Here is a 20529-nt window from a genome sequence, read left to right on the forward strand (position 1 = left end):
GCCGGCGCCCCGGACCGCTCAGTCGAACTGCAGCTCGGTGTCGCGCGTGCGCTTGAGCTCGTAGAAGTACTCGTAGCCCGCGAGGAGCTTCGCGCCGTCGAAGATCTGCCCGGCCTGCTCGCCCCGCGGGATGCGGGTCAGGACGGGGCCGAAGTACGCCGACCCCTCGACGTGGATCACCGGGGTACCGACGTCCATGCCCACGGGGTCCATACCCTCGTGGTGGCTCTTCTTGAGGGCCTCGTCGTAGTCGTCGCTGTACGCGGCCTGCGCGAGCGACGCGTCCAGCCCGACCTCGGCGAGCGCCTTCGGGATGACGTCGTCGAAGTCCTTGTTGCCGTTGTTGTGGATCTCCGTGCCCATCGCGGTGTAGAGCGGGGCGAGGATCCCGTCGCCGTGCTGCTGCGCGGCGGCGATCGCGACGCGGACGGGGCCCCACGCCTTCTTCATCATCTCCGCGTAGTTCTCGGGCAGGTCGCGGCCCTCGTTCAGCACGGCGAGGCTCATGACGTGCCAGTGCGTCTCGACGTCACGCACCTTCTCGACCTCGAGCATCCAGCGCGAGGTGATCCAGGCGAACGGGCACAGCGGGTCGAACCAGAAGTCGACGCGGGTCTTGTCTGCCATGACGGTCGGGTTCCCTTCTCGGACGTCCTCATCCGTGGCAACCCCGGTGGAGCCCGGTGATGTTCCCGATGCGTCATAGGCTGTTGCCGTGGCTGCCCCGAACCTGACCCGGACCGACGCCGAGACCCGCGCCGAGCTGCTCGGGGTCGACTCCTACACCGTCGACCTCGACCTGACCGACCCGGCGACCGGCGAGCCCGGCGAGTCGACGTTCCGGTCGATCACCACCGCGCGGTTCCGGTGCACGCAGCCCGGCGCGTCGAGCTGGATCGACATCGTCGCCGCGGGCGTGCGGTCGGCGGTGCTCAACGGCACGCCGCTCGACGTCTCGGACTACGACGAGGAAAAGGGCATCGCGCTGCCCGACCTCGCCGCCGACAACGAGCTCGTCGTCGACGCCGACTGCCGCTACATGAACACCGGCGAGGGGCTGCACCGCTTCGTCGACCCCGTCGACGGCGGCGTCTACCTCTACAGCCAGTTCGAGACGGCCGACGCCAAGCGCATGTTCGCCTGCTTCGACCAGCCCGACCTCAAGGCGACCATCACCACGACGGTCACGGCGCCGTCGAGCTGGGAGGTCGTCACCAACGGCGCCGCGCAGTCCGCGGCCGAGGCGGGCGGGGTCACGCGGCACGCGTTCGCGACCACGCCGCGCATCTCCACCTACCTCGTCGCGCTGATCGCCGGGCCGTACGCCAAGTGGACCGACACCTACGCCGACGAGCACGGCGAGATCCCGCTCGGCATCTACTGCCGCGCGAGCCTCGCCGAGTACATGGACGCCGAGCGGCTGTTCACCGAGACCAAGCAGGGCTTCGGCTTCTACCACCGCAACTTCGGGGTGCCCTACCCCTTCGACAAGTACGACCAGCTCTTCGTGCCCGAGTTCAACGCCGGCGCGATGGAGAACGTCGGCGCGGTGACGTTCCTCGAGGACTACGTCTTCCGCAGCCGGGTCACCCGCTACCTCTACGAGCGCCGCGCCGAGACCGTGCTCCACGAGATGGCCCACATGTGGTTCGGCGACCTCGTCACGATGCGCTGGTGGAACGACCTCTGGCTCAACGAGTCGTTCGCCACCTGGGCGAGCGTCGTCAGCCAGGCCGAGGCCACCGAGTACCGCAACGCCTGGACGACGTTCGCCAACGTCGAGAAGTCGTGGGCCTACCGCCAGGACCAGCTGCCCTCGACCCACCCCGTGGCCGCCGACATTCCCGACCTGCAGGCCGTCGAGGTCAACTTCGACGGCATCACCTACGCCAAGGGCGCGTCGGTGCTCAAGCAGCTCGTCGCGTACGTCGGCCAGGAGGAGTTCCTCTCCGGGCTGCGCCTGTACTTCTCGCGCCACGCCTACGGCAACGCCACCTTCGACGACCTGCTCGGCGCCCTCACCGAGGCCTCCGGCCGCGACCTGTCGGGCTGGAGCGCGCAGTGGCTGCGCACCACCGGGCTCAACTCGCTGTCGCCGTCGTTCTCGGTGGGCGAGAACGGGAAGTACACGGCGTTCGAGGTCGTCCAGGGCGGCGCCCGGCCCGGGGACGGCGAGCTGCGCACGCACCGGCTCGCGGTCGGCATCTACGGCGACGACGGCTCCGGCAAGCTCGTCCGGCAGCACCGCGTCGAGCTGGACGTCGACGGCGACCGCACCGAGGTGCCCGAGCTGGTCGGCGTCGAGGCCGGCGCGCTCGTGCTCGTCAACGACGACGACCTGACCTACTGCACGATGCGCCTCGACGAGCGCTCGCTGACCACGCTGATCGACCGGATCGGCGACATCGCCGAGCCGCTGCCGCGCACCCTGTGCTGGTCGGCGGCCTGGGAGATGACCCGCGAGGCCGAGCTGCGCGCCCGCGACTTCGTCACGCTCGTGGCGGGTGGGCTCGCCGCCGAGAGCGAGGTCGGCGTCGTGCAGCGGCTGCTGCTGCAGGCCCAGACCGCGCTCGCCTCGTACGCCGAGCCGGGCTGGGCGGTCACCGAGGGCTGGCCGCAGTTCGTCGCCCAGCTGCTCGAGCTCGCGCACGCCGACCCGGGCTCGGACCACCAGCTCGCCGTCGTCAACGCGCTGGCCGGCTCGGTGCTCACGCCCGAGGCCCTCGACGCGATGGCCGGGTGGCGCTCGGGCGACGAGCCGCTCGAGGGCCTGACCGTCGACACCGACCTGCGCTGGCGGCTCCTGCACGCCCTCGTCGCGCACGGCGCCGCGACCGAGGCCGACATCGACGAGGAGTACGCGCGCGACAACACCGCCACCGGCCGGCGCATGGCCGAGCGGGCGCGGGCGCTCCTGCCGACCCCGGAGGCCAAGGCGGAGGCGTGGCGGCGCGCCGTCGAGGACGACTCGCTGCCGAACGCGATCAACGCCGCGATCATCATGGGCTTCTCGCACCCCGCCCAGCAGGCGCTGCTCGCCGACTACGTGTCGACGTACTTCGACGTCGTCGACGAGGTCTGGGCCCGCCGCTCGTCGGAGCAGGCGCAGCCCATGGTCCAGGGCCTCTTCCCGTCCTGGGCCGTCGAGCACGCGACGGTCGAGGCCGCCGACGCCTGGCTCGCGGGCGACCACCCGCCGGCCCTGCGCCGGCTGGTCACCGAAGGCCGCGCGGGCGTCGTCCGCGCCCTCGCCGCCCGGGAGTTCGACCGGGGCTGAGGTGCGCCTCCGGCGCATGTGAGCACTTTCGCGTGCTAGAGCACGCGAAAGTGCTCACATGCCGGCAGGGCACCTAGTGGTGGGCGTGGCCCGCCTGGTCGGCGAGCATCGTGATGCCCTCGACCATGCCGCCGACGAGGTCGGACTCCTTGAACGAGGCGACCATGCTCATCACCGCGAGCTTCGCGCCGCGGTCGTCGATGCGGCGGCTGGATTCGACGCCGGTGACGACCTCGACCACGCGCTCGCCCGGCGACACGGCCACGACGACCGCGTCGGCGGCGCTGTCGCCCAGCGAGGCGTGCAGCTCCTCGGCGCGCGCACGGGACTGCGGGCCCAGCGCGCCGACCCAGAGCGTGAACAGCAGGCCGGTCTCGCGGCAGGCGAGGGTCAGCGCCTCGTCCAGCCGGGAGAGCTGCGACGAGGAGAACGGGGTGCGCGAGTCCTCCGCGAGCACGTCGGTGGCCTCGGAGATGCGACCCGAGAGCGTCGACACCCGGGCCTCGCCGGCCACCGGGTCGTCGGCGATGCCGGGCGCCTGGCTCACCCGGGTGGTCTCCCCCGGCGCGTCCTGACGGGTCGGGACGACCTCACCATGTGCCACGAGCGCCTCCTCGGGCGGTGTGCTCGGCGGCCGACCCGGCGGGCACGGCCTCGACGGTCGGCCCGGGGACGCCCGAACCGCGGGGGTTGCCCATCCACCAGAGCGGCTCGTGGTCCCACTCGTCACCGGAGCGGTAGCGCGCGCCACGCGACGCGGGGCGGATCAGGGTCATGGCGGCGATGAGAGCGATCCCCCCGATCGACGTCACGCCGTAGAGCAGGAAGGTGGTCAACGGGCTCACAGCGCTGCACCGTAGTGGATCGCATCGACGACGTCCCGTCGTAGACCCCGCCGGGGTGCTCACGCCTCCGGCGGCCGCCGCCCCGCCCACGGGCGGGCCGCCTCGAGCTGCGCCCCGAGCGCGAGCAGCAGCGCCTCCTCGCCGCGCCGGCCGCGCAGCGACACCCCGATCGGCAGGCCGTCGGCCCAGCACAGCGGCAGGGAGATCGCCGGCTCGCCGGTGAGGTTGGCGATCGCGGTCCACGGCGTGAACGCGATCTGGCGGGCGAAGTCGTCGGCGGGGTCGCCGCCGGCGGTAAACCACCCGACCGGACGGGGCGGCAGCGCGACGGTGGGGGTGAGCACGGCGTCGTACCCGGCCCGCTCGGCGACCATCGCGCGCGTCACCACCTGCACCGTGTGCAGCGCGGCCATCGCCGCCATCCCGTCGTACTCGCGACCGCGTGCCCGCAGGTAGCGGGTCAGCGGCTGCAGGCGCGGCTCGTCGGCGGCGTCGACGGGGTCGGCGAGCGAGAGCACCTTCCACAGCGTGAGGAACGCGTCGACGCCCGCGTCGGGCAGGCGCAGCGCGACCGGCTCGACGTCGTGCCCGAGATCGGCCAGCAGCGCCCCGGTCTCCTCGGCCGCCTGGTGGCAGGCGGGATCGATCTCCGTCGCGTCGATCGGGGGGTCCACCGCCAGCGCGATCCGGCGGCGTCCCGGCGCGCGGCCCGACGCGGCGAGGTACCCGCCGGCGGGCGGGGCGGCGGGGACGAACGGCTCCCCCGCCGACGGCGCCGACATCGCGTCGAGCAGCGCGGCGGCGTCGGCGACGGTGCGCGCCAGCGGCCCGTGCACCGACAGCCCCGCGGGGTCGCCGCCCGCGGGTCCCGCCGGCACCCGGCCGCGGGTGGTCTTGAGCCCCACCAGCCCGCACGACGACGCGGGGATGCGGATCGACCCGCCGCCGTCGGTGCCGTGCGCGACCGGCAGGACGCCCGCGGCGACCGCGGCCGCGGCCCCGCCCGAGGAGCCGCCGGCCGAGCGCGTGCGGTCCCACGGCGTCACGGCCGGCGGCGCCCCCGCGGGCTCGGTGTAGCAGGGCAGGCCGAACTCGGGCACCGCGGTCTTGCCGATGCTGATGGTCCCCGCCGCGCGCAGCAGGCCCACGACGTCGTCGTCCCGGTCGGGCACGTAACCGTCGTAGACGACCGAGCCGCGGCGCGTCGGCACCCCGGCGGTCGCGGCAAGGTCCTTGATCGCCGTCGGCACCCCGGCGAGCGGACCGGCACCGTCGACCCCGGTGCGGTCCAGCGCCCGCGCGGCGTCCAGCGCGCGCTCGGGCGTCAGGACCGCGAAGGCCCCGAGCCCGGGCCCCAGGCGCTCCGCCCGGGACAGGGCGGCGTCGACGACGTCGACGACGGAGACGTCCCCGCGTCGCACCGCGGCCGCGGTCTCGAGGGCGGTCAGCTCGTGGAGATCGCTCACGGTTGCCCCATGCTGCCGTATCCCCGGGGCGCGCGTGGTGTCAGCGAAGTGCCCCTATCGGCGTGCTCAATGGAATTCAGACACTCAGCGTCCGTATCGGGACTTCGATCACCGGGATCACGGAGAACGAGAGCGTCAGGCCGCGGTCTCCCCCAGGTACGGAAGCCACAGCGGATCAGCGTCGACGACGCTCGCGAGCAGCCGCCAGTGCCGCCCCCGAGGCGCCGTCGGCATGGTCCGCAGCGGCCAGCCGAGCTCGGCGAGCAGCTTGTCGGCCTTCTTGTGGTTGCACCGCGCGCAGCAGGCGACGCAGTTCTCCCACGTGTGCGTGCCGCCGCGGCTGCGCGGGACCACGTGGTCGATCGTCTCGGCCCGGCCGCCGCAGTAGGCGCACCGGAACCGGTCGCGGTGCATGAGCGCGGCCCGGGTCAGCGGGACGCGGGCGCGGTAGGGCACGCGCACATAGGCGCGGAGCCGGATGACGGAGGGGACCTCGACCGCCCCCGTGGCCGAGTGCAGGACGAGCCCGGCGGCGTCGCCGTGCACCACCTCGGCCTTGCCGCAGACCAGCAGCACGATCGCGCGCCGGAGGGGCAGCGCGGTGAGGGGCTCGAACGTGGCGTTGAGGAGCAGGACCCGGCGGCGGCCCCAGGGCGGCGAGAGCGGCGGCGGGGCGGGCGGATCGTCCGGGGAGGAGTCGGGCGGAGGGGGAGCGACGGTGAGCTCGGGGACGGGATCGGGAGGGTCGAACGCGCCGTGTGGCGCGGTGGTGGGCGGGACCTCGCTGACCAGCGGAGTCACGCTGCCGGGTTGTCGTTCGTGCACACGACCACCTCCCGCCGAGTTGGCCCTAGTCGACCACACAACGCGCCCGATCGCACGGGTGTTCTCACCGAGCGCACGGGCGCGTCGCCGGTGTGTCACCGGCGCGTCATCGGCGGACGAGCCGGCGGGCGCCCCGGGCGTCACCCGCGCCCCGATCCGGACGCCGGACCCGGTGCTCTACCGTCGGCGGGCGTGACGGTGCCGCTGCCGACCCCGCCCCCGAGCACCCCGGCCCCCTCGCCGACGACCACGACCCCCGTGCCGGCCACGGACCTGTCGTCGCCGCTCTCGCTGCCGATCGACGCGCCGGCGTGCGCCAGCGACCAGGGGACCCTCTGCGCCCGCGTCTACCAGCTCACGCAGGCCGACTGGCTCTCGCGCTCGGCGGACGAGCTCGTCGGCCACGCCGTCGTCGTCCTGCTGATCATCGTGGTGGCGATCGTCCTGCGCTTCGCCGTGCACCGGGCGATCAACCGCCTCACGACCGGCGCCCGCGAGGGCCGCGTGCCCGCCCTGCTGCGCCCGCTGCGCGACCGGGCCGTCCGCACCCTGCGCGACGCCGCCCCGCTCATGGTGGAGCGGCGCACCCAGCGTGCGCAGGCCATCGGCTCGGTGCTGCGGTCGTTCTCCACGATCCTGATCTACGGGGTCGCGTTCGTGCTGATCCTGGGCGAGTTCGGCGTGAACCTCGCCCCGATCATCGCCTCGGCCGGCATCGTCGGTGTCGCGATCGGGTTCGGCGCCCAGAACCTCGTCCGCGACTTCCTGTCCGGCATCTTCATGATGCTCGAGGACCAGTACGGCGTCGGCGACGTCGTCGACCTCGGCGAGGCCACCGGCACCGTCGAGGCCGTCGGCCTGCGCGTCACGACGTTGCGGGACATCGCGGGCACCGTCTGGTACGTCCGCAACGGCGAGGTCCTGCGCGTCGGCAACTCGAGCCAGGGCTTCTCGGTCGCCGTCGTCGACATCCCCGTGGGCCACGCCGCCGACGTGGACGACGCCCTCGAGATCGCGGAGCGCGCGGCCACCGCGGAGTGCGCGGAGCCGAAGATCGCGAGCAAGGTCATCGCGCCGCCCGAGATGCTCGGCGTCCAGTCCGTCACCGCCGAGGGGGTCCTGCTGCGCCTGACGATCCGGACCCGCCCCGGCGAGCAGTGGGCGGTCCAGCGCGCGGTGGCCGCCGAGATCAAGACGCAGCTCGACGCGGCCGGCGTCCCGGCGCCGTACCCGTTCGCGGGCCGGCCCGGCGTCTCCGGGCCGGGCACACCGGCGGTCTGAGAGCGGATCTGGGACCGTGGTGGGGTGAGCGCACCGCAGTCCGGACGACCCGAGACGTTCTACGAGGCCGTCGGCGGGCACGAGACGTTCGCGGCGATCGTGCACCGCTTCTACGAGCAGGTCGCCGAGGACCCGGTCCTGCGCCCCCTCTACCCGGAGGAGGACCTGGGCCCGGCCGAGCAGCGCCTGCTGATGTTCCTCGAGCAGTACTGGGGAGGCCCGCAGACCTACTCCCACCAGCGCGGACACCCCCGTCTGCGCATGCGCCACGGGCCGTTCCCGATCGGGCCGCTCGAGCGCGACGCCTGGCTGCGCTGCATGCGCGTCGCCGTCGACGAGGTCGAGCTGCCCGAGGAACGGCGCCGGCAGATGTGGGAGTACTTCGAGATGGCCGCCACGAGCATGATGAACAAGGCCTGGTAACAACGGGCCCATGGTCGACAACCCGCTCCAGAACGTCAGCTTCCCCAGCAACGGCCGGACCGCGTACGGCTACCTCGCGCTGCCCGAGTCGGGGTCCGGGCCCGGCGTCGTCGTCATCCAGGAGTGGTGGGGCCTGACGGCCCACATCGCCGACGTCACCAACCGCCTCGCCGCCGAGGGCTTCGTCGCCCTCGCCCCCGACCTCTACGGCGGCACCACCACCCACGACGCCGACGAGGCCGGCAAGCTCATGCAGCAGCTGCCCGTCGACCAGGCCGCCACCGACCTCCGCGGCGCCGTCGACTACCTGCTCGGCCACGAGGCCGTCACGGGCGACAAGGTGGGCGCCGTCGGCTTCTGCATGGGCGGTGGCTTCGTGCTCGTGCTCGCCGCGCAGCAGGGCGACAAGATCGGCGCCGCGGTCCCGTTCTACGGCGTCCTCGGCGAGGACTACCCGAGCTTCGCGAACCTGACCGCGCCGCTGCTCGGCCACTTCGGCGAGGAGGACGAGATGGCGCCGCCGGACGCGGTCGAGGAGCTCGCCGACCGGATCGAGGACGAGTCCGGCGTCCGCCCGGACTTCCGCATCTACCCGTCCGGGCACGCGTTCTTCAACGACGAGAACCACCTCGGCACCTACGACCCCGAGCAGGCACTCAAGGCCTGGAGCGCCACCCGCGACTTCCTGCGCAAGAACCTGGGCTGACCGCCTGATGTGAGCGGAGTTCACGGCGACAGCTGTGAACTCCGTTCACATCAGCACCGAGAGTCGGGGGCGACGCCGGCGCACGATCGCGGCGCGCACCGACCGCGGCCCGGCGTCGAGGCGCAGCCACGAGCCCTCGCTCGACACGGCCACGGGGACGGGCACGTCGTCCTCCGGCCACCCCATGCCGGCGACAGCGACCAGGCAGCGTGCCGGGACCCGCACGACGGCGCCCTCCTGGTCGCCCTCCCAGGCGGTCTCGTCGAGGGCCGCCGGGGTCGCGAAGCGCGCGACGGCGGCCTCGACCTCCGCGGCCGCGATCTCGCCGAGGACATCCCACGGACCCTCGGCGGGGAGGTCGCCGCGCCAGCGGTCGTCGACCGGCGTCCCGGGCTCCGTCTCGGGGGCGTCGACGACGCTCAGCGCCGCGAGCAGGTCCGAGCCGACGACCGTGGTGTCGCCGGGAGTCACCCGCCCGGGCGCCCGGGCGGCCACGAGCACCTCGAACGGCGTGCCCGCCCACATGGCCACGCTCCCGTCAAGATCGCGCAGACGCACGACGGCGGCCGGGTCGAGGCGCACCACCCGCCCCACGACGTCGGCGAGCGCCGCCCGGTCCGCGGCGTCCGGCACCGCCAGGGTCACGTGTAGAGACCCAGGAACTCCCGCTCCTCCGCGGTGAGCCGTCGGGGGCGCTCGGTCGCCAGGTCGTAGGGCACGAGCTGGGTGGTCGCCGTCGCGGCCGGCTTCGCGTCGTCGAAGCCCCCGTCGGAGTTCCCGGACGGCAGCAGGAGCCGGTAGGCGACGAGGAACGACGCGGCCTTCACGTCCTGCGCGGTCATCTCCACCCGCACCCCGGCCGGGGTCCACGGGATCGGGCGGCGGTAGCGCACCTCCAGCGTGGCGACGAGCAGGCCGGCCTCGAAGGCCGCCACCCCGGCGCGGGTCGCGGCGTCGAACAGCAGACCGGTGCGGGCGTCCTCGAGCAGCGTCACCACGCGGGCGTGGTTGACGTGGCCGTAGGCGTCCTGGTCGGACCAGCGGACCGCGACGTCGTTGACGTAGGGCGCCACGCGCTCTCGTTCCTCCCGGGTCGGTGCTTCAGCGGACCATGCTGCGGATCTGGCGGGCGGCCACCGACACGGTGGCCAGGTCGGCGCGACCCTGCTCGGCGATCTCGGCGAGCGCCGTCCGCGCGCGCATGAGCCGCGAGGCGTTGGCCTGCTCCCAGTGCTCGATCTTCTCGTCCGCGGACTCCTCGGGGCCGGTGTCGGCCAGCACGTCGAGGGTGATCGCGCGCAGCGAGGAGTACAGCTCGTCGCGCAGGGACAGGCGGGCCAGCGCGTGCCACCGGTCGGTGCGGTCGAGCGCCGCCACGGCCGTGAGCAGCGCGTCCAGCCCGAGGTGCGCGGACAGTGCGTAGTACAGCTCCGCGACGGCGATCACCTCGTCCTCGGAGACCTCGCCGTCGTCGACGAGCACGCCGCCCTGCTCGCGCTCGGCGATCTCGACGATCTCGGTGACGTCGAGGACACCGAACGCGTAGAGCCCGCCGACCGCCCGGCGCGCCAGGTCCTCGGGCGCCCCGGCGACCGTGAACTCCCGGACGCGACGCGTCAGGCCCTCGGCCTCCTCCCCGCGCAGCATCTCGGGGACGCGCGGCGCGAGCATCCGCATCGTCGGCGCGAACCGCTGGGTCTCGGCGCCGACGGCCAGCGGCTGCGGGCGACGGGTCAGGAACCAGCGCGCGGCGCGGTCGAGCTGGCGCCGGGCCTGGAGCGTGAGGCGGTCCGCGAGGGCGACCGGCATCTCCGCGGCGGCGAGGTCGGCGGCGAGCGCATCGAGCCCGAACACCGACGTGGCCACGTGGTAGGCGCGGACGGCGTCGGCGGGGCTCGCGGCCACCTCCTGCACGAGCCGGAACACGTAGCTCAGCCCGCCGCCGTCGACCACGGTGTTCGACAGCATCGTCGTGACGATCTGGCGCCGCAGCGGGTGCGCCGCCACCGCGTCCGGGTAGCGCTCGGCGAACGCCGCCGGGAAGTACGCGGGCAGGCGGCGGGAGAAGACCTCGAGGTCGGGGAGCTCGGAGTCGGCCAGGGCGTCGGTGAGGTCGAGCTTGACGTGCGCCATCAGCGTGCACAGCTCGGGGCTGGTGAGGCCCCCGGCCTCGGCGAGCCGCAGCTCGAAGCCCTCCTCGTCGGGCAGGACGTCGAGCTCGCGGTCGAGACGGCCGCGCGCCTCGAGGTCGGCGACCAGGTCGCGGTGGACATGCGCCATCCCGGCCGCGTGGGCCCGCGAGACCCCGAGGACCTCGTTCTGCGCCACGTTGTCGGCGAGCACCAGCGCGGCCACGTCGTCGGTGGTCGCCGCGATCTGCTCGTCGCGCTCGTCCTCGCCGAGCTCGCCGCGCTCGACCAGCGAGTCGAGCAGGATCTTGATGTTGACCTCGTGGTCGGAGCAGTCGACGCCCGCGCTGTTGTCGACCGCGTCGGTGTTGACCTTGCCGCCGTGGTGGTCGTACTCGATGCGCCCGAGCTGGGTGAGCCCGAGGTTGCCGCCCTCGCCGACCACCGCGACCCGCAGCTCGTCGCCGTCGACGCGCACGGCGTCGTTGGTCTTGTCGCCGACGTCGGCGTGGGTCTCGGTGGACGCCTTGACGTAGGTGCCGATGCCGCCGTTCCACAGCAGGTCGGCCGGGGCCCGCAGGATCGCGCGGACGAGCGTGGGCGGATCCATCTCGCCGGGGTCGGTCCCCAGCGCCCGCGCCGCCTCGGGCGAGACCGGCACCGCCTTCATCGTGCGCGGGTACACGCCGCCGCCCTCGCTGATCAGCGAGGTGTCGTAGTCGGCCCACGACGAGCGGGGCAGCTCGAACAGGCGCCGGCGCTCGGCGAACGAGACCGCCGGGTCGGGATCGGGGTCGAGGAAGACGTGGCGGTGGTCGAACGCCGCGACGATCCGCAGGTGCTCGGAGAGCAGCATCCCGTTGCCGAAGACGTCGCCCGACATGTCGCCGACGCCGACGACGGTGATCTCGTCGGTCGCGAGGTCCCGGTCGAGCTCGCGGAAGTGGCGCCGCACGCTCTCCCAGGCGCCGCGGGCGGTGATGCCCATCGCCTTGTGGTCGTAGCCGACCGACCCGCCGGAGGCGAACGCGTCGCCCAGCCAGAACCCGTACTCGCCGGCCACCGCGTTGGCGGTGTCCGAGAACGTCGCGGTGCCCTTGTCGGCGGCGACCACGAGGTAGGTGTCGTCGCCGTCGTAGCGCACGACGCCCTCGGGGGTGCGCACCGCGGAGTCCGCCGCGTGCCCGGCCCGGTCGTCGACGAGGTCGAGCAGCCCGGAGACGAACATCCGGTAGCAGGCGACGCCCTCCGTCCGCGCGGCGTCCCGGTCGACGGCGGCGTCCCCCGTCGCGGCGGGCGGGCGCTTCACGACGAAGCCGCCCTTGGCGCCGACCGGCACGATCACCGCGTTCTTGACCGCCTGCGCCTTGACCAGCCCGAGGATCTCGGTGCGGTAGTCCTGCAGGCGGTCCGACCAGCGCAGTCCCCCGCGGGCGATCGGCCCGAAGCGCAGGTGCACGCCCTCGACCCGGTTGGAGTGCACGAACGTCTCGATCGCCGGCACCGGCTCGGGCACGCCCGGGACCTGAGCGGGATCGAGCTTGAGCGCGAGGAACGGGCGCGGCGCTCCCCCGGCGTCGCGGCGGAAGAAGTTGGTGCGCAGCGTCGCGCGCACCACCCCGAGCAACGAGCGCAGGATGCGGTCGGCGTCGAGGCTGGTGACGTCGGCGATCGCCGTCGTGACCCGCCCGTCCACCTCGGCCACCCTGTGGTCGCGCTCATCGGGCGACAGGGCCGGGTCGAAGCGTGCCTCGAACAGCTCGACGAGGCCCACCGCGACGTCGCGGTGCGCGTTGACGACGTCGGTGATGTAGCTCTGCCCGTAGGGGCTGCCGATCTGGCGCAGGTAGCGGGAGAAGGCGCGGAGCACCGCGGCCTGGCGCCAGGTCAGCCCGGCGCTGAGCACGAGGGCGTTGAACCCGTCCGCGCCGACGTGCCCGCTCCAGACGGTGTCGAACGCCTCGGCGAAGCGCTCGGTGAGGTCGTGCTCCGTGCCGGGCGGCACGGAGTCCGTCCCGGGCAGGCGCAGCCCGAAGTCGTTGATCCAGCAGGTCACGCCGTCGCTGCGGGTGACCTCGTACGGGCGCTCGTCGACGACCACCACGCCCAGCGACTGCAGTGCCGGCAGCACCGACGAGAGCGTCGCGCGCCGCCCCGCGAGATAGAGCTTGAGCCGGCGGTCGCCCGCGTCGGGGTTGATCGGCCGGTAGAGCCGCACGGCGGTGTCGCGCCCCGCGGCCTCGCCGCCGCCGGTCGAGCTCCGCGGCGCTCCGTCTCCCCCCGGCGTGAGGCCGTCGAGCACCCGCAGGTCGAGCAGCCCCCGCTCCGGACCGAAGTCCTCCTTGTACGACTCGGCGAACGGCTCCCCGATGGTCGCGAGGACCGCACGCTCCTCGCCGCTGGCCTGCTCGCGCAGCCGGTCCGACCAGGTCCGCGCCGCCTCGGCGAGGTCGGCGGTCAGCGTCTCGAGGTCCGGCGTCACCGGCTCCTCGCGCCCGGTGTGCACCGTGACGTGCAGCAGCGCCAGCTGGTCCTCGGTGACGCGGGCGGTGTGCTCGAGGTCGGTGCCGCGCAGCTCGCGCATGAGGACGTCCTGCATGCGGGTGCGGATCGCGGTGGTGTACCGGTCGCGCGGCAGGTAGATCATGCAGGAGAAGTAGCGGCCGTACGGGTCGCGTCGCAGGAACAGCCGCACCCGGCGCCGCTCGGCGAGGTCGAGCACGCCGGTCGCGGTGGCCTCCAGGGAGGCGCGGTCGGTGCACAGCAGCTCGGCGCGGGGGTAGGTCTGCAGGACCTCGAGCAGCCGCTGGCCCGACCACGAGTCGACGGGCAGGCCCGCCTCGGCGACGACCTCCTGCACGCGCCGCGACACCACGGGGATCCCGAGGACGTCGGCGTGCCGGGCGGCGACGGTGAGGATGCCGAGGAACCGGTGCTCGCCGATGAGCCGGCCCTCGTCGTCGTGGATGCTGACGCCGACGTAGAGGGGGTGCTCCGGGCGGTGCACCGTCGAGCGGGCGCTCGCGCGCGTGAGCACGAGCAGACGCCGGGGCGTCGTGTCTCCCGGTGTGCCGGCGGGGCTCACGCTGTCCGGGCTCGCGGTGAGGGTGCGCGCGACGAGGCTGTCGCGGCGCAGCACGCCGAGGCCCGTGGCCAGCACCCCGCGCAACGCCGGGCCCTCGGGGGTGTCGACCACCTCCTGGCGGCGGTAGCCGAGCAGGATCAGGTTGCCCTGGGCGAACCAGCGCAGCAGCGCCACCGTGTCGGCGGTCTCCGCGCTGTCCTCGCCCGGTCCCGACGCGGCCAGCTCGTCGGCGAGGGCGCGGGCGGTGGACACCATCCGGTCGCCGTCCTCGACGACCTCGCGGACGTCGGTGAGCACCCCGGACAGGCGCGCGTGCAGGTCGGCCGCGAGGTCCCGTGCCGGGTCGGACCCGGGGAGGTCGCCCAGCTCGATGTTCATCCAGGACTCGGCGACGGTGCCGGGCGGCGGCGCGGCGGCGTCGGCCATCGGCAGGATGTCGAGCAGCTCGCCGCGGACGTCGCGGCGGACCACGACCACCGGGTGCACGACGCGGTGCACGCTCGCGCCCGTGCGGTCGAGCTCCGCGAGCACCGAGTCGATCAGGAACGGCATGTCGTCGGTGACGACCAGCACGGAGATCCGGCCCGCCGCGCCCGGGGTGTCGAGCACCGCGGTGACCGGCTTCCCCGGGACGCGCAGCCGCGCGAGGCTGCGGTGGGCCCGCACGGTCGCGAGGGCGTCGGCGGGGTCCGCCACCAGCTCGCCGTCGGGCACCCGGTCGAAGTACGTGACGGCCAGCTCGCCCAGCTCGGAATCCGGGGGCTCCGCCTCCGCCGCGGCCTCGCGCAGGGCCTGGCGCTCGGCCGGCCAGCCCCTCGCGGCGTCGGTGCCGGCGCGGCTCGTGGTCGCGGTCATGCCGCCGCTCTCGAGACGGCGGGGTGGGTGTCGGGACGGTCCGGCGTGCCCTCGGGCCGTCGCGGTCGAGGGCGCGCCGGGGCAATCACGCGGGCCACCCTAACGACGGGTCCGGGGGCCGCGCCGTGCTCGGCGGGGCCGGGACGATCGGGTACCACGGTCACCGTCGCGCCCGCCGGTCGTCGACGGGTGCGGCGCCGGGCCCCGCCGAGTGGTACGCGTCCATCGCCTCGGCCAGCAGGTCCGCGAGCCGGGGCTCCGAGCCGTCGGACCGGCGCGCCGACGGCACCCCACCCGGATCGGGGGCCGACCGACCGTCGGGACGCCGGCGACCCGTCGTCTGCCGGGACGGCGGGCGCTCGACGACGCGCGGCGGCACCGCAGGCGCCGGCATGTTCCGCGTCGTCCCGAGCGGGACCCCGGGGTCCTGGTACTCGCTGAGGAGGTCGACGAGGGTCAGGGCCAGCTCGTCCGCCCACTCGTCGTCGACGCCGCCCGGCCTCGCGGTGGGGCCGTCGCCCGACACGTCGCCCCATCGCCCGGCGAGCGTCGCCGTGTGGCTGTCGTCCCGGGCAAGGGCGGGATGGCCGTCCCGTGCGGCATGTCCGTCTCGGCCGTCTCGGCCGTCTCGGCCGTCGCCCGAGGGCCGGTGGCCGTTGCCCTCCGCGCCCCGACGGGAATCGCGGGGGTCGATCGAGCCGTAGCCGTTGGTGAACCCGCCGTCACCGAGCGGACCGTCACCGAGCGCGCCGTCACCGGACACGCCGTTGCCCCGCGGCCCGTCGCCGAGCGCGCCGAGACCGAAGGCGCTGCTGCCGAGCGCACCGCCGCCGAGCGCACCGCCGCCGAGCGCACCGCCGCCGAGCGCGCCATGGTCGCGCGCGCCCTCGCCGAAGGCACCGTCGCCGATCCCGCCATCGCCGAACGCACCGTCGCCGAACGCCCCGTCGCCGAGTGCTCCACGGCTCAGCGCGTCACTGCCGCCGACCGCGAAGGCGTCCTCCGCCCGCTCGCCGTCGTCGGTGCGCCCGGTCGCCCGGTCATGCCGGTCGCGGTCGCCGCGGCGGTGCTGGCGACCATCGGGATCGCTGCGGTCTCCGTCGCGGACCGTTCGAGGCGGAGCACCCTCGCCCCAGGCGTCGTCGGTCCCGTCGTCACCGGACGCGCCCTCGGTCCCGGGGCGGTGCCGCCTCCCGCCCGGGGCGCTGGCCGAGGAGTCGACCGGCGCCCTCCGGTGCGCGTCGCGCGGGACGTCGGCGTTCGCCGGGTCGTCGTCGGGCAGTGCCCCGTCGGTCGACCGTCCGCCGTTCTGGTCACGGCGCGACAGCCAGGAGTCGGGCGCCTCCCACCGGGCCCGCGCTCGGGCCAGGCGGCGGTTGCGCGCGGCCACGGGGTCGTCGACCGCCTCGTCCCCGCCCGCTGCGGCCCGCTCCGCGTCCTCGGCCGGGCCGGCGTCGCGGTCCCGATCGGCGACGTCCGAGCCGGGCGCCGACGAGAACGACTCGAGCTCGGCGCGCGCGGCGGCGAGCGCCTCGGCCAACGGGCCGTCCGGTTCGGCGTCCTCGCGGTAGCGACCGCGGCGCCGGCGGGAGCTCGGGCCGCCGTGCGCGGGTGACGCGGAGGCCTCGAGCGACCGGTCCCGATGCGGCTCGGATGCCGCGGCGAGCCCGTCGGGGGGCGCGTCGGGCACGGCGCCGTCGAGCAGCGCCGCCGAGAGGGCCGCCGAGAGGGCCGCCGAGAGCGGGGGGTCGTCCACCGGCCCGTCCGTCCGGTCCGCCTCCGCTGGTGCGCTCGCCGATGCACGGTCCGTCGGCTCCGTGAGCCATGGGCTCGGCAGGGCGGCCGCGACCGTGCCGAACTCGGGGAACGCGGAGCCCGTCGGATCGCCGCCGGTCCCGGTCAACGCGGTGCGCAGGGCATCGACCGCCTCGCGCGCGGAAGGGCCCGACCCGGACGGCGTCGGCGACCGGTCCGGGGGGCTCGGCGTTCCCGCCACACGCTCGGCGGGCCGCGCCGGCGCGGTCAGGTGGTCGTCGGGTGCGGCCAGTGCCACCGCGAGGGCGATCCGCGCGCGGGTGGTCTCGTCGCGCGCCGCCGACGCGTGCTCGTGGGCGCGGCGCAGCTCGTCGACCGCCCGGCCGGTCTCACCGCGGCGCCCGGCGACGTCGGCGAGTACCTCGACCGCCTCGGCCACCTGCGCCTCGTGGCCCCGGGCAGCCAGGTCGGTCTCGGCCTCCCGGGCGAGGGATTCGGCGGCGTCGAGGTCGCCGGCCGCGAGGTGCACCCGCCGCGCGAGCACGCTGCGCAGGTGACCGAGCGCGAGCGCCGTCGTCGCGCCGCTCGGTGTCGTGAGCGCGGGCCTCCCGACCTCCCGTGCCTCGTCGAGGCGTCCGAGCTCCGCCAGGATCTCGACGTGGTCGGCGACGACCATCGCGGCCTCGCGTCCGCCGTCCACCCCGGCACCGTGCACGTCGACGGCCCGCAGCACCTCGAGCGCGCCCGAGGCGTCCCCCGCGACACGGCGGGCCTGGGCCCGGGAGCGCTGCATGGCGGTACGGCGGGCGTCGCCGGGCTCCGCGACGAGCTCCTCGACCTGGCGGGTCGCCGCGTCGACCCCGGCGACGTCGCCGCGGGCCGCACGGGCGGCGGCCCAGGCGATCAACGCGTCGGCCCGCGCGGTCGGCGGGAGGACCCGCCCACCGGCGAGGGGCTCCAGGAGCGTCTCGGCCGCATCGAGCTCACCGCACCGGACCGCGGCGCGGGCGAGCTCACAGCGCAGGACGGCCGCGTCGGCGTCGCGACCGTCCCGCTCGGCCTCACGGAGGTGCGGCAGGGCGCGCAGGACCAGCTCCGCGGCCCGGTCGGACTGGCCGAGCGCGAGCACCGCGGAACGCTCCGCCGCGCTGCGGACGCCCGCGTCCCCGGCCGCCGCCCGTGCAGCGTGCTCGGCGAGCGCGACCGAGAGCTGCGGATCGGTCCACCGCAGGCCCTCCGCGACCTCCAGGATCGCGCCCACGCTCAGCCCGGGCACGGCGGGCGTCTGCGCCGGCACCTCCACCTCGGCCCGTCCTCAGTCCCGTGTCAACTTGCGGTGGGTGACGCGGTGCGGGCGGGCGGCGTCCGGCCCGAGACGCGCGATCTTGTTCTCCTCGTAGTCCGCGAAGTTGCCCTCGAACCAGAACCAGGACGCCGGGTGGTCGTCGGTGCCCTCCCACGCGAGGATGTGGGTGCACACGCGATCCAGGAACCAGCGGTCGTGGGAGACCACCACCGCGCAGCCCGGGAAGTTCTCCAGGGCGTTCTCGAGCGACGAGAGCGTCTCGACGTCGAGGTCGTTGGTGGGCTCGTCCAGGAGCAGCAGGTTGCCGCCCTGTTTCAGCGTCATCGCCAGGTTCAGACGGTTCCGCTCACCGCCGGACAGCACGTTGACCGGCTTCTGCTGGTCGGGTCCCTTGAAGCCGAAGGCCGAGATGTACGCCCGCGACGGCATCTCGACATTGCCGACCTGGATGTGGTCGAGACCGTCCGAGACGACCTTCCACACGTTGTCGGTGCCGGAGAGGCCTTCGCGGCCCTGGTCGACGTAGGACAGCTTCACGGTGTCGCCGACCCGGACGTCGCCGGAGTCCGGCTTCTCGAGGCCGACGATCGTCTTGAACAGCGTCGTCTTGCCGACGCCGTTCGGTCCGATGACGCCGATGATGCCGTTGGGCGGCAGGGAGAAGGACAGGTCCTTGATGAGCAGGCGGTCGTCGAATCCCTTGTCGAGGTGGCTCACCTCGACCACGACGTTGCCCAGACGCGGCCCCGGCGGGATCTGGATCTCCTCGAAGTCCAGCTTGCGGGTCTTCTCCGCCTCCGCCGCCATCTCCTCGTAGCGGGCCAGACGCGACTTGCTCTTGGCCTGCCGTGCCTTGGCGCCCGAGCGCACCCACGCCAGCTCATCGGCGAGACGCTTGCGCAGCTTCGCGTCCTTGCGGCCCTGGACCGCGACGCGCTCGGCCTTCTTCTCCAGGTAGGTGGAGTAGTTGCCCTCGTAGGGGTATGCGCGCCCCCGGTCGAGCTCGAGGATCCACTGGGCGACGTTGTCGAGGAAGTACCGGTCGTGGGTCACGGCCAGGACGGCGCCCTCGTAGTTGGCCAGGTGCTGCTCGAGCCACTGCACGCTCTCGGCGTCGAGGTGGTTGGTGGGCTCGTCGAGCAGCAGGAGGTCGGGCTTGCTGATCAGCAGCTTGCAGAGCGCCACACGACGACGCTCACCACCCGAGAGGTGGGTGACGGGCTCGTCGCCCGGCGGGCAGCGCAACGCGTCCATGGCCTGCTGCAGCTGCGAGTCGAGGTCCCAGGCGTCGGCGTTGTCGAGGTCCTCCTGGAGGCCGCCCATCTCCTCCATGAGCTCGTCGGAGTAGTCGGTGGCCATGAGCTCGGCGATCTCGTTGTAGCGCGCGAGCTTCGTGGCGACGTCCCCGGCGCCCTCCTGCACGTTGCCGAGGACCGTCTTGTCCTCGTTCAGCGGCGGCTCCTGCTGCAGGATGCCGACACTCGCACCCGGGGCGGCGAACGCCTCGCCGTTGTTGGCCTGGTCGAGTCCGGCCATGATCCGCAGAACGCTCGACTTGCCCGCACCGTTGGGGCCGACGACACCGATCTTCGCGCCGGGCAGGAAGTTCAGCGTGACGTCGTCCAGGATGACCTTGTCACCATGGGCCTTCCGAACCTTCTTCATGGTGTAGATGAACTCAGCCACGCCCTTGATGGTAGTTGGCACGATCCGGCGTCCACCGGCCCCGGGGCGGTTCAGGCGCTCGCTCGCGACGCGGTCCCCCGACGGCGATCACCGGCACCGATACCGGTGACCGTCGCTCCCTCGGATCCGCCGTCCGACGCACCGGCTACGGCCGTGCGAAGCCCGTCCGGCGCGTCGTCCGCCGCACCGATCGTGCTCCCCGCGGCCGTGGTCCGCTCGTCGCCCGCGCCCGGGGCACCGTCGCCGGTCACGTCCGCTTCGGGGAGCCCCGTCACGTCCACGACGCCCACGACACCTGCCTCGTCCGTCGTCCCTGCTTCGGACTCGACCGCACGCCGGCGACGCACCTCGGCGGAGCACCGCGACAGGTCCGGGCCGACCGCCGTCGCCGCGATCTCGGTCATGTAGCGGCGGACCCCGTCGGCCTCGTACTCGCGCACCGAGAGACGACCGACGACCACCACCGGGTCGCCCTTCACGAGGGTTCCGCCCACGCCCTCGGCGACACGACGCCAGCAGTTGACCGACGCCGTGAACCGGTCGCCGTCGATCCAGGACTCGGTCGACTTGTCCCATCGCCGCTCGGAGCTCGCGACCCGGAACGTCACCAGCAGGTGTTCCGCATTCGGGCCGACCCGACGCCCCACCACGTCGCCGGCCACGTTGCCCGTCACGGTCACCATCGTCTCGTTCACGCCGAACTCCGCTCCTCCGTGGAACCGGGCGAGTTCCCGGTCCGCGAGAAGCAGCATCACGCTCTCGACGCCGTCCTCGTCAGCGCTGAATGCGGACCTGTGGACGAATCGACGTGGTGTGGACGAATGATGGCCCGCCCGGGCCGAATGGTGCGACGAACGGACGTGGTGAGGACGGCGAATGCCCGCACCCCG

15 protein-coding genes are annotated in these 20529 nt (G+C 74.2%); 4 read left to right on the forward strand and 11 right to left on the reverse strand.

Features of this window, described 5'->3' with window-relative positions:
• Positions 1 to 18: 18 nt before the first annotated feature.
• The gene (locus tag ACR9E3_RS21665; RefSeq protein ID WP_460382593.1) at positions 19 to 627 is read right to left on the reverse strand and encodes a mycothiol-dependent nitroreductase Rv2466c family protein; all 609 of its coding nucleotides are present in this window, start codon (positions 625 to 627) and stop codon (positions 19 to 21) included.
• Positions 628 to 715: 88 nt separating this feature from the next.
• Here ACR9E3_RS21665 and pepN point away from each other — a divergent pair, with 88 nt between their 5' ends.
• The gene (pepN, locus tag ACR9E3_RS21670) at positions 716 to 3277 is read left to right on the forward strand and encodes an aminopeptidase N (RefSeq protein ID WP_460382594.1); all 2562 of its coding nucleotides are present in this window, start codon (positions 716 to 718) and stop codon (positions 3275 to 3277) included.
• A gap of 73 nt (positions 3278 to 3350) precedes the next feature.
• Here pepN and ACR9E3_RS21675 read toward each other — a convergent pair whose 3' ends face one another.
• The 4 genes from ACR9E3_RS21675 to ACR9E3_RS21690 form a co-directional block, all read right to left on the reverse strand.
• Complete coding sequence (locus ACR9E3_RS21675; protein WP_460382595.1) at positions 3351 to 3881, reverse strand: DUF5130 family protein; 531 nt, start codon at positions 3879 to 3881, stop codon at positions 3351 to 3353.
• Positions 3868 to 4122, reverse strand: coding sequence for an aa3-type cytochrome oxidase subunit CtaJ (gene ctaJ / locus ACR9E3_RS21680; RefSeq protein WP_460382596.1), 255 nt, complete (start codon positions 4120 to 4122; stop codon positions 3868 to 3870). Before ctaJ ends, ACR9E3_RS21675 begins: the two co-directional genes overlap by 14 nt.
• 59 nt (positions 4123 to 4181) lie before the next feature.
• Positions 4182 to 5588 (reverse strand): amidase, encoded by a 1407-nt coding sequence (locus ACR9E3_RS21685; protein ID WP_460382597.1) that lies wholly within the window; start codon positions 5586 to 5588, stop codon positions 4182 to 4184.
• Between the two features lie 135 nt (positions 5589 to 5723).
• A complete protein-coding gene (locus ACR9E3_RS21690) occupies positions 5724 to 6389 on the reverse strand; it encodes an HNH endonuclease (RefSeq protein ID WP_460382598.1) in 666 nt (221 codons plus the stop codon).
• 297 nt (positions 6390 to 6686) lie between these two features.
• Here ACR9E3_RS21690 and ACR9E3_RS21695 point away from each other — a divergent pair, with 297 nt between their 5' ends.
• From ACR9E3_RS21695 to ACR9E3_RS21705, 3 genes are read left to right on the forward strand one after another with little or no spacing between them, the layout of a single operon-like run.
• A complete protein-coding gene (locus tag ACR9E3_RS21695) occupies positions 6687 to 7694 on the forward strand; it encodes a mechanosensitive ion channel family protein (RefSeq protein WP_460382615.1) in 1008 nt (335 codons plus the stop codon).
• A 24-nt stretch (positions 7695 to 7718) separates the two neighbouring features.
• Complete coding sequence (locus tag ACR9E3_RS21700) at positions 7719 to 8117, forward strand: globin (protein WP_460382599.1); 399 nt, start codon at positions 7719 to 7721, stop codon at positions 8115 to 8117.
• Positions 8118 to 8127: 10 nt separating this feature from the next.
• Positions 8128 to 8823: a dienelactone hydrolase family protein gene (locus ACR9E3_RS21705; RefSeq protein WP_460382600.1), complete on the forward strand. Its 696-nt coding sequence runs from the start codon at positions 8128 to 8130 to the stop codon at positions 8821 to 8823.
• A gap of 45 nt (positions 8824 to 8868) precedes the next feature.
• Here ACR9E3_RS21705 and ACR9E3_RS21710 read toward each other — a convergent pair whose 3' ends face one another.
• The 6 genes from ACR9E3_RS21710 to ACR9E3_RS21735 all read right to left on the reverse strand — a co-directional run bounded on the left by ACR9E3_RS21710 (position 8869) and on the right by ACR9E3_RS21735 (position 20334).
• Positions 8869 to 9468, reverse strand: a complete 600-nt coding sequence (locus tag ACR9E3_RS21710) for a hypothetical protein (protein WP_460382601.1) — start codon at positions 9466 to 9468, stop codon at positions 8869 to 8871.
• Positions 9465 to 9896, reverse strand: a complete 432-nt coding sequence (locus ACR9E3_RS21715; RefSeq protein WP_460382602.1) for an acyl-CoA thioesterase — start codon at positions 9894 to 9896, stop codon at positions 9465 to 9467. Before ACR9E3_RS21715 ends, ACR9E3_RS21710 begins: the two co-directional genes overlap by 4 nt.
• Before the next feature lie 28 nt (positions 9897 to 9924).
• The gene (locus tag ACR9E3_RS21720; RefSeq protein WP_460382603.1) at positions 9925 to 14892 is read right to left on the reverse strand and encodes an NAD-glutamate dehydrogenase; all 4968 of its coding nucleotides are present in this window, start codon (positions 14890 to 14892) and stop codon (positions 9925 to 9927) included.
• A 160-nt stretch (positions 14893 to 15052) separates the two neighbouring features.
• On the reverse strand, positions 15053 to 17950 hold the full coding sequence (locus ACR9E3_RS21725; protein ID WP_460382604.1) for a hypothetical protein: 2898 nt from the start codon (positions 17948 to 17950) through the stop codon (positions 15053 to 15055).
• A 12-nt stretch (positions 17951 to 17962) separates the two neighbouring features.
• On the reverse strand, positions 17963 to 19639 hold the full coding sequence (ettA, locus tag ACR9E3_RS21730) for an energy-dependent translational throttle protein EttA (RefSeq protein ID WP_460382605.1): 1677 nt from the start codon (positions 19637 to 19639) through the stop codon (positions 17963 to 17965).
• Positions 19640 to 19689: 50 nt separating this feature from the next.
• Entirely contained in the window at positions 19690 to 20334 is a 645-nt protein-coding gene (locus ACR9E3_RS21735) for a single-stranded DNA-binding protein (RefSeq protein ID WP_460382606.1), read from the reverse strand.
• Positions 20335 to 20529: the final 195 nt, after the last annotated feature.

It is taken from the genome of Actinomycetospora sp. C-140, from assembly GCF_054796175.1.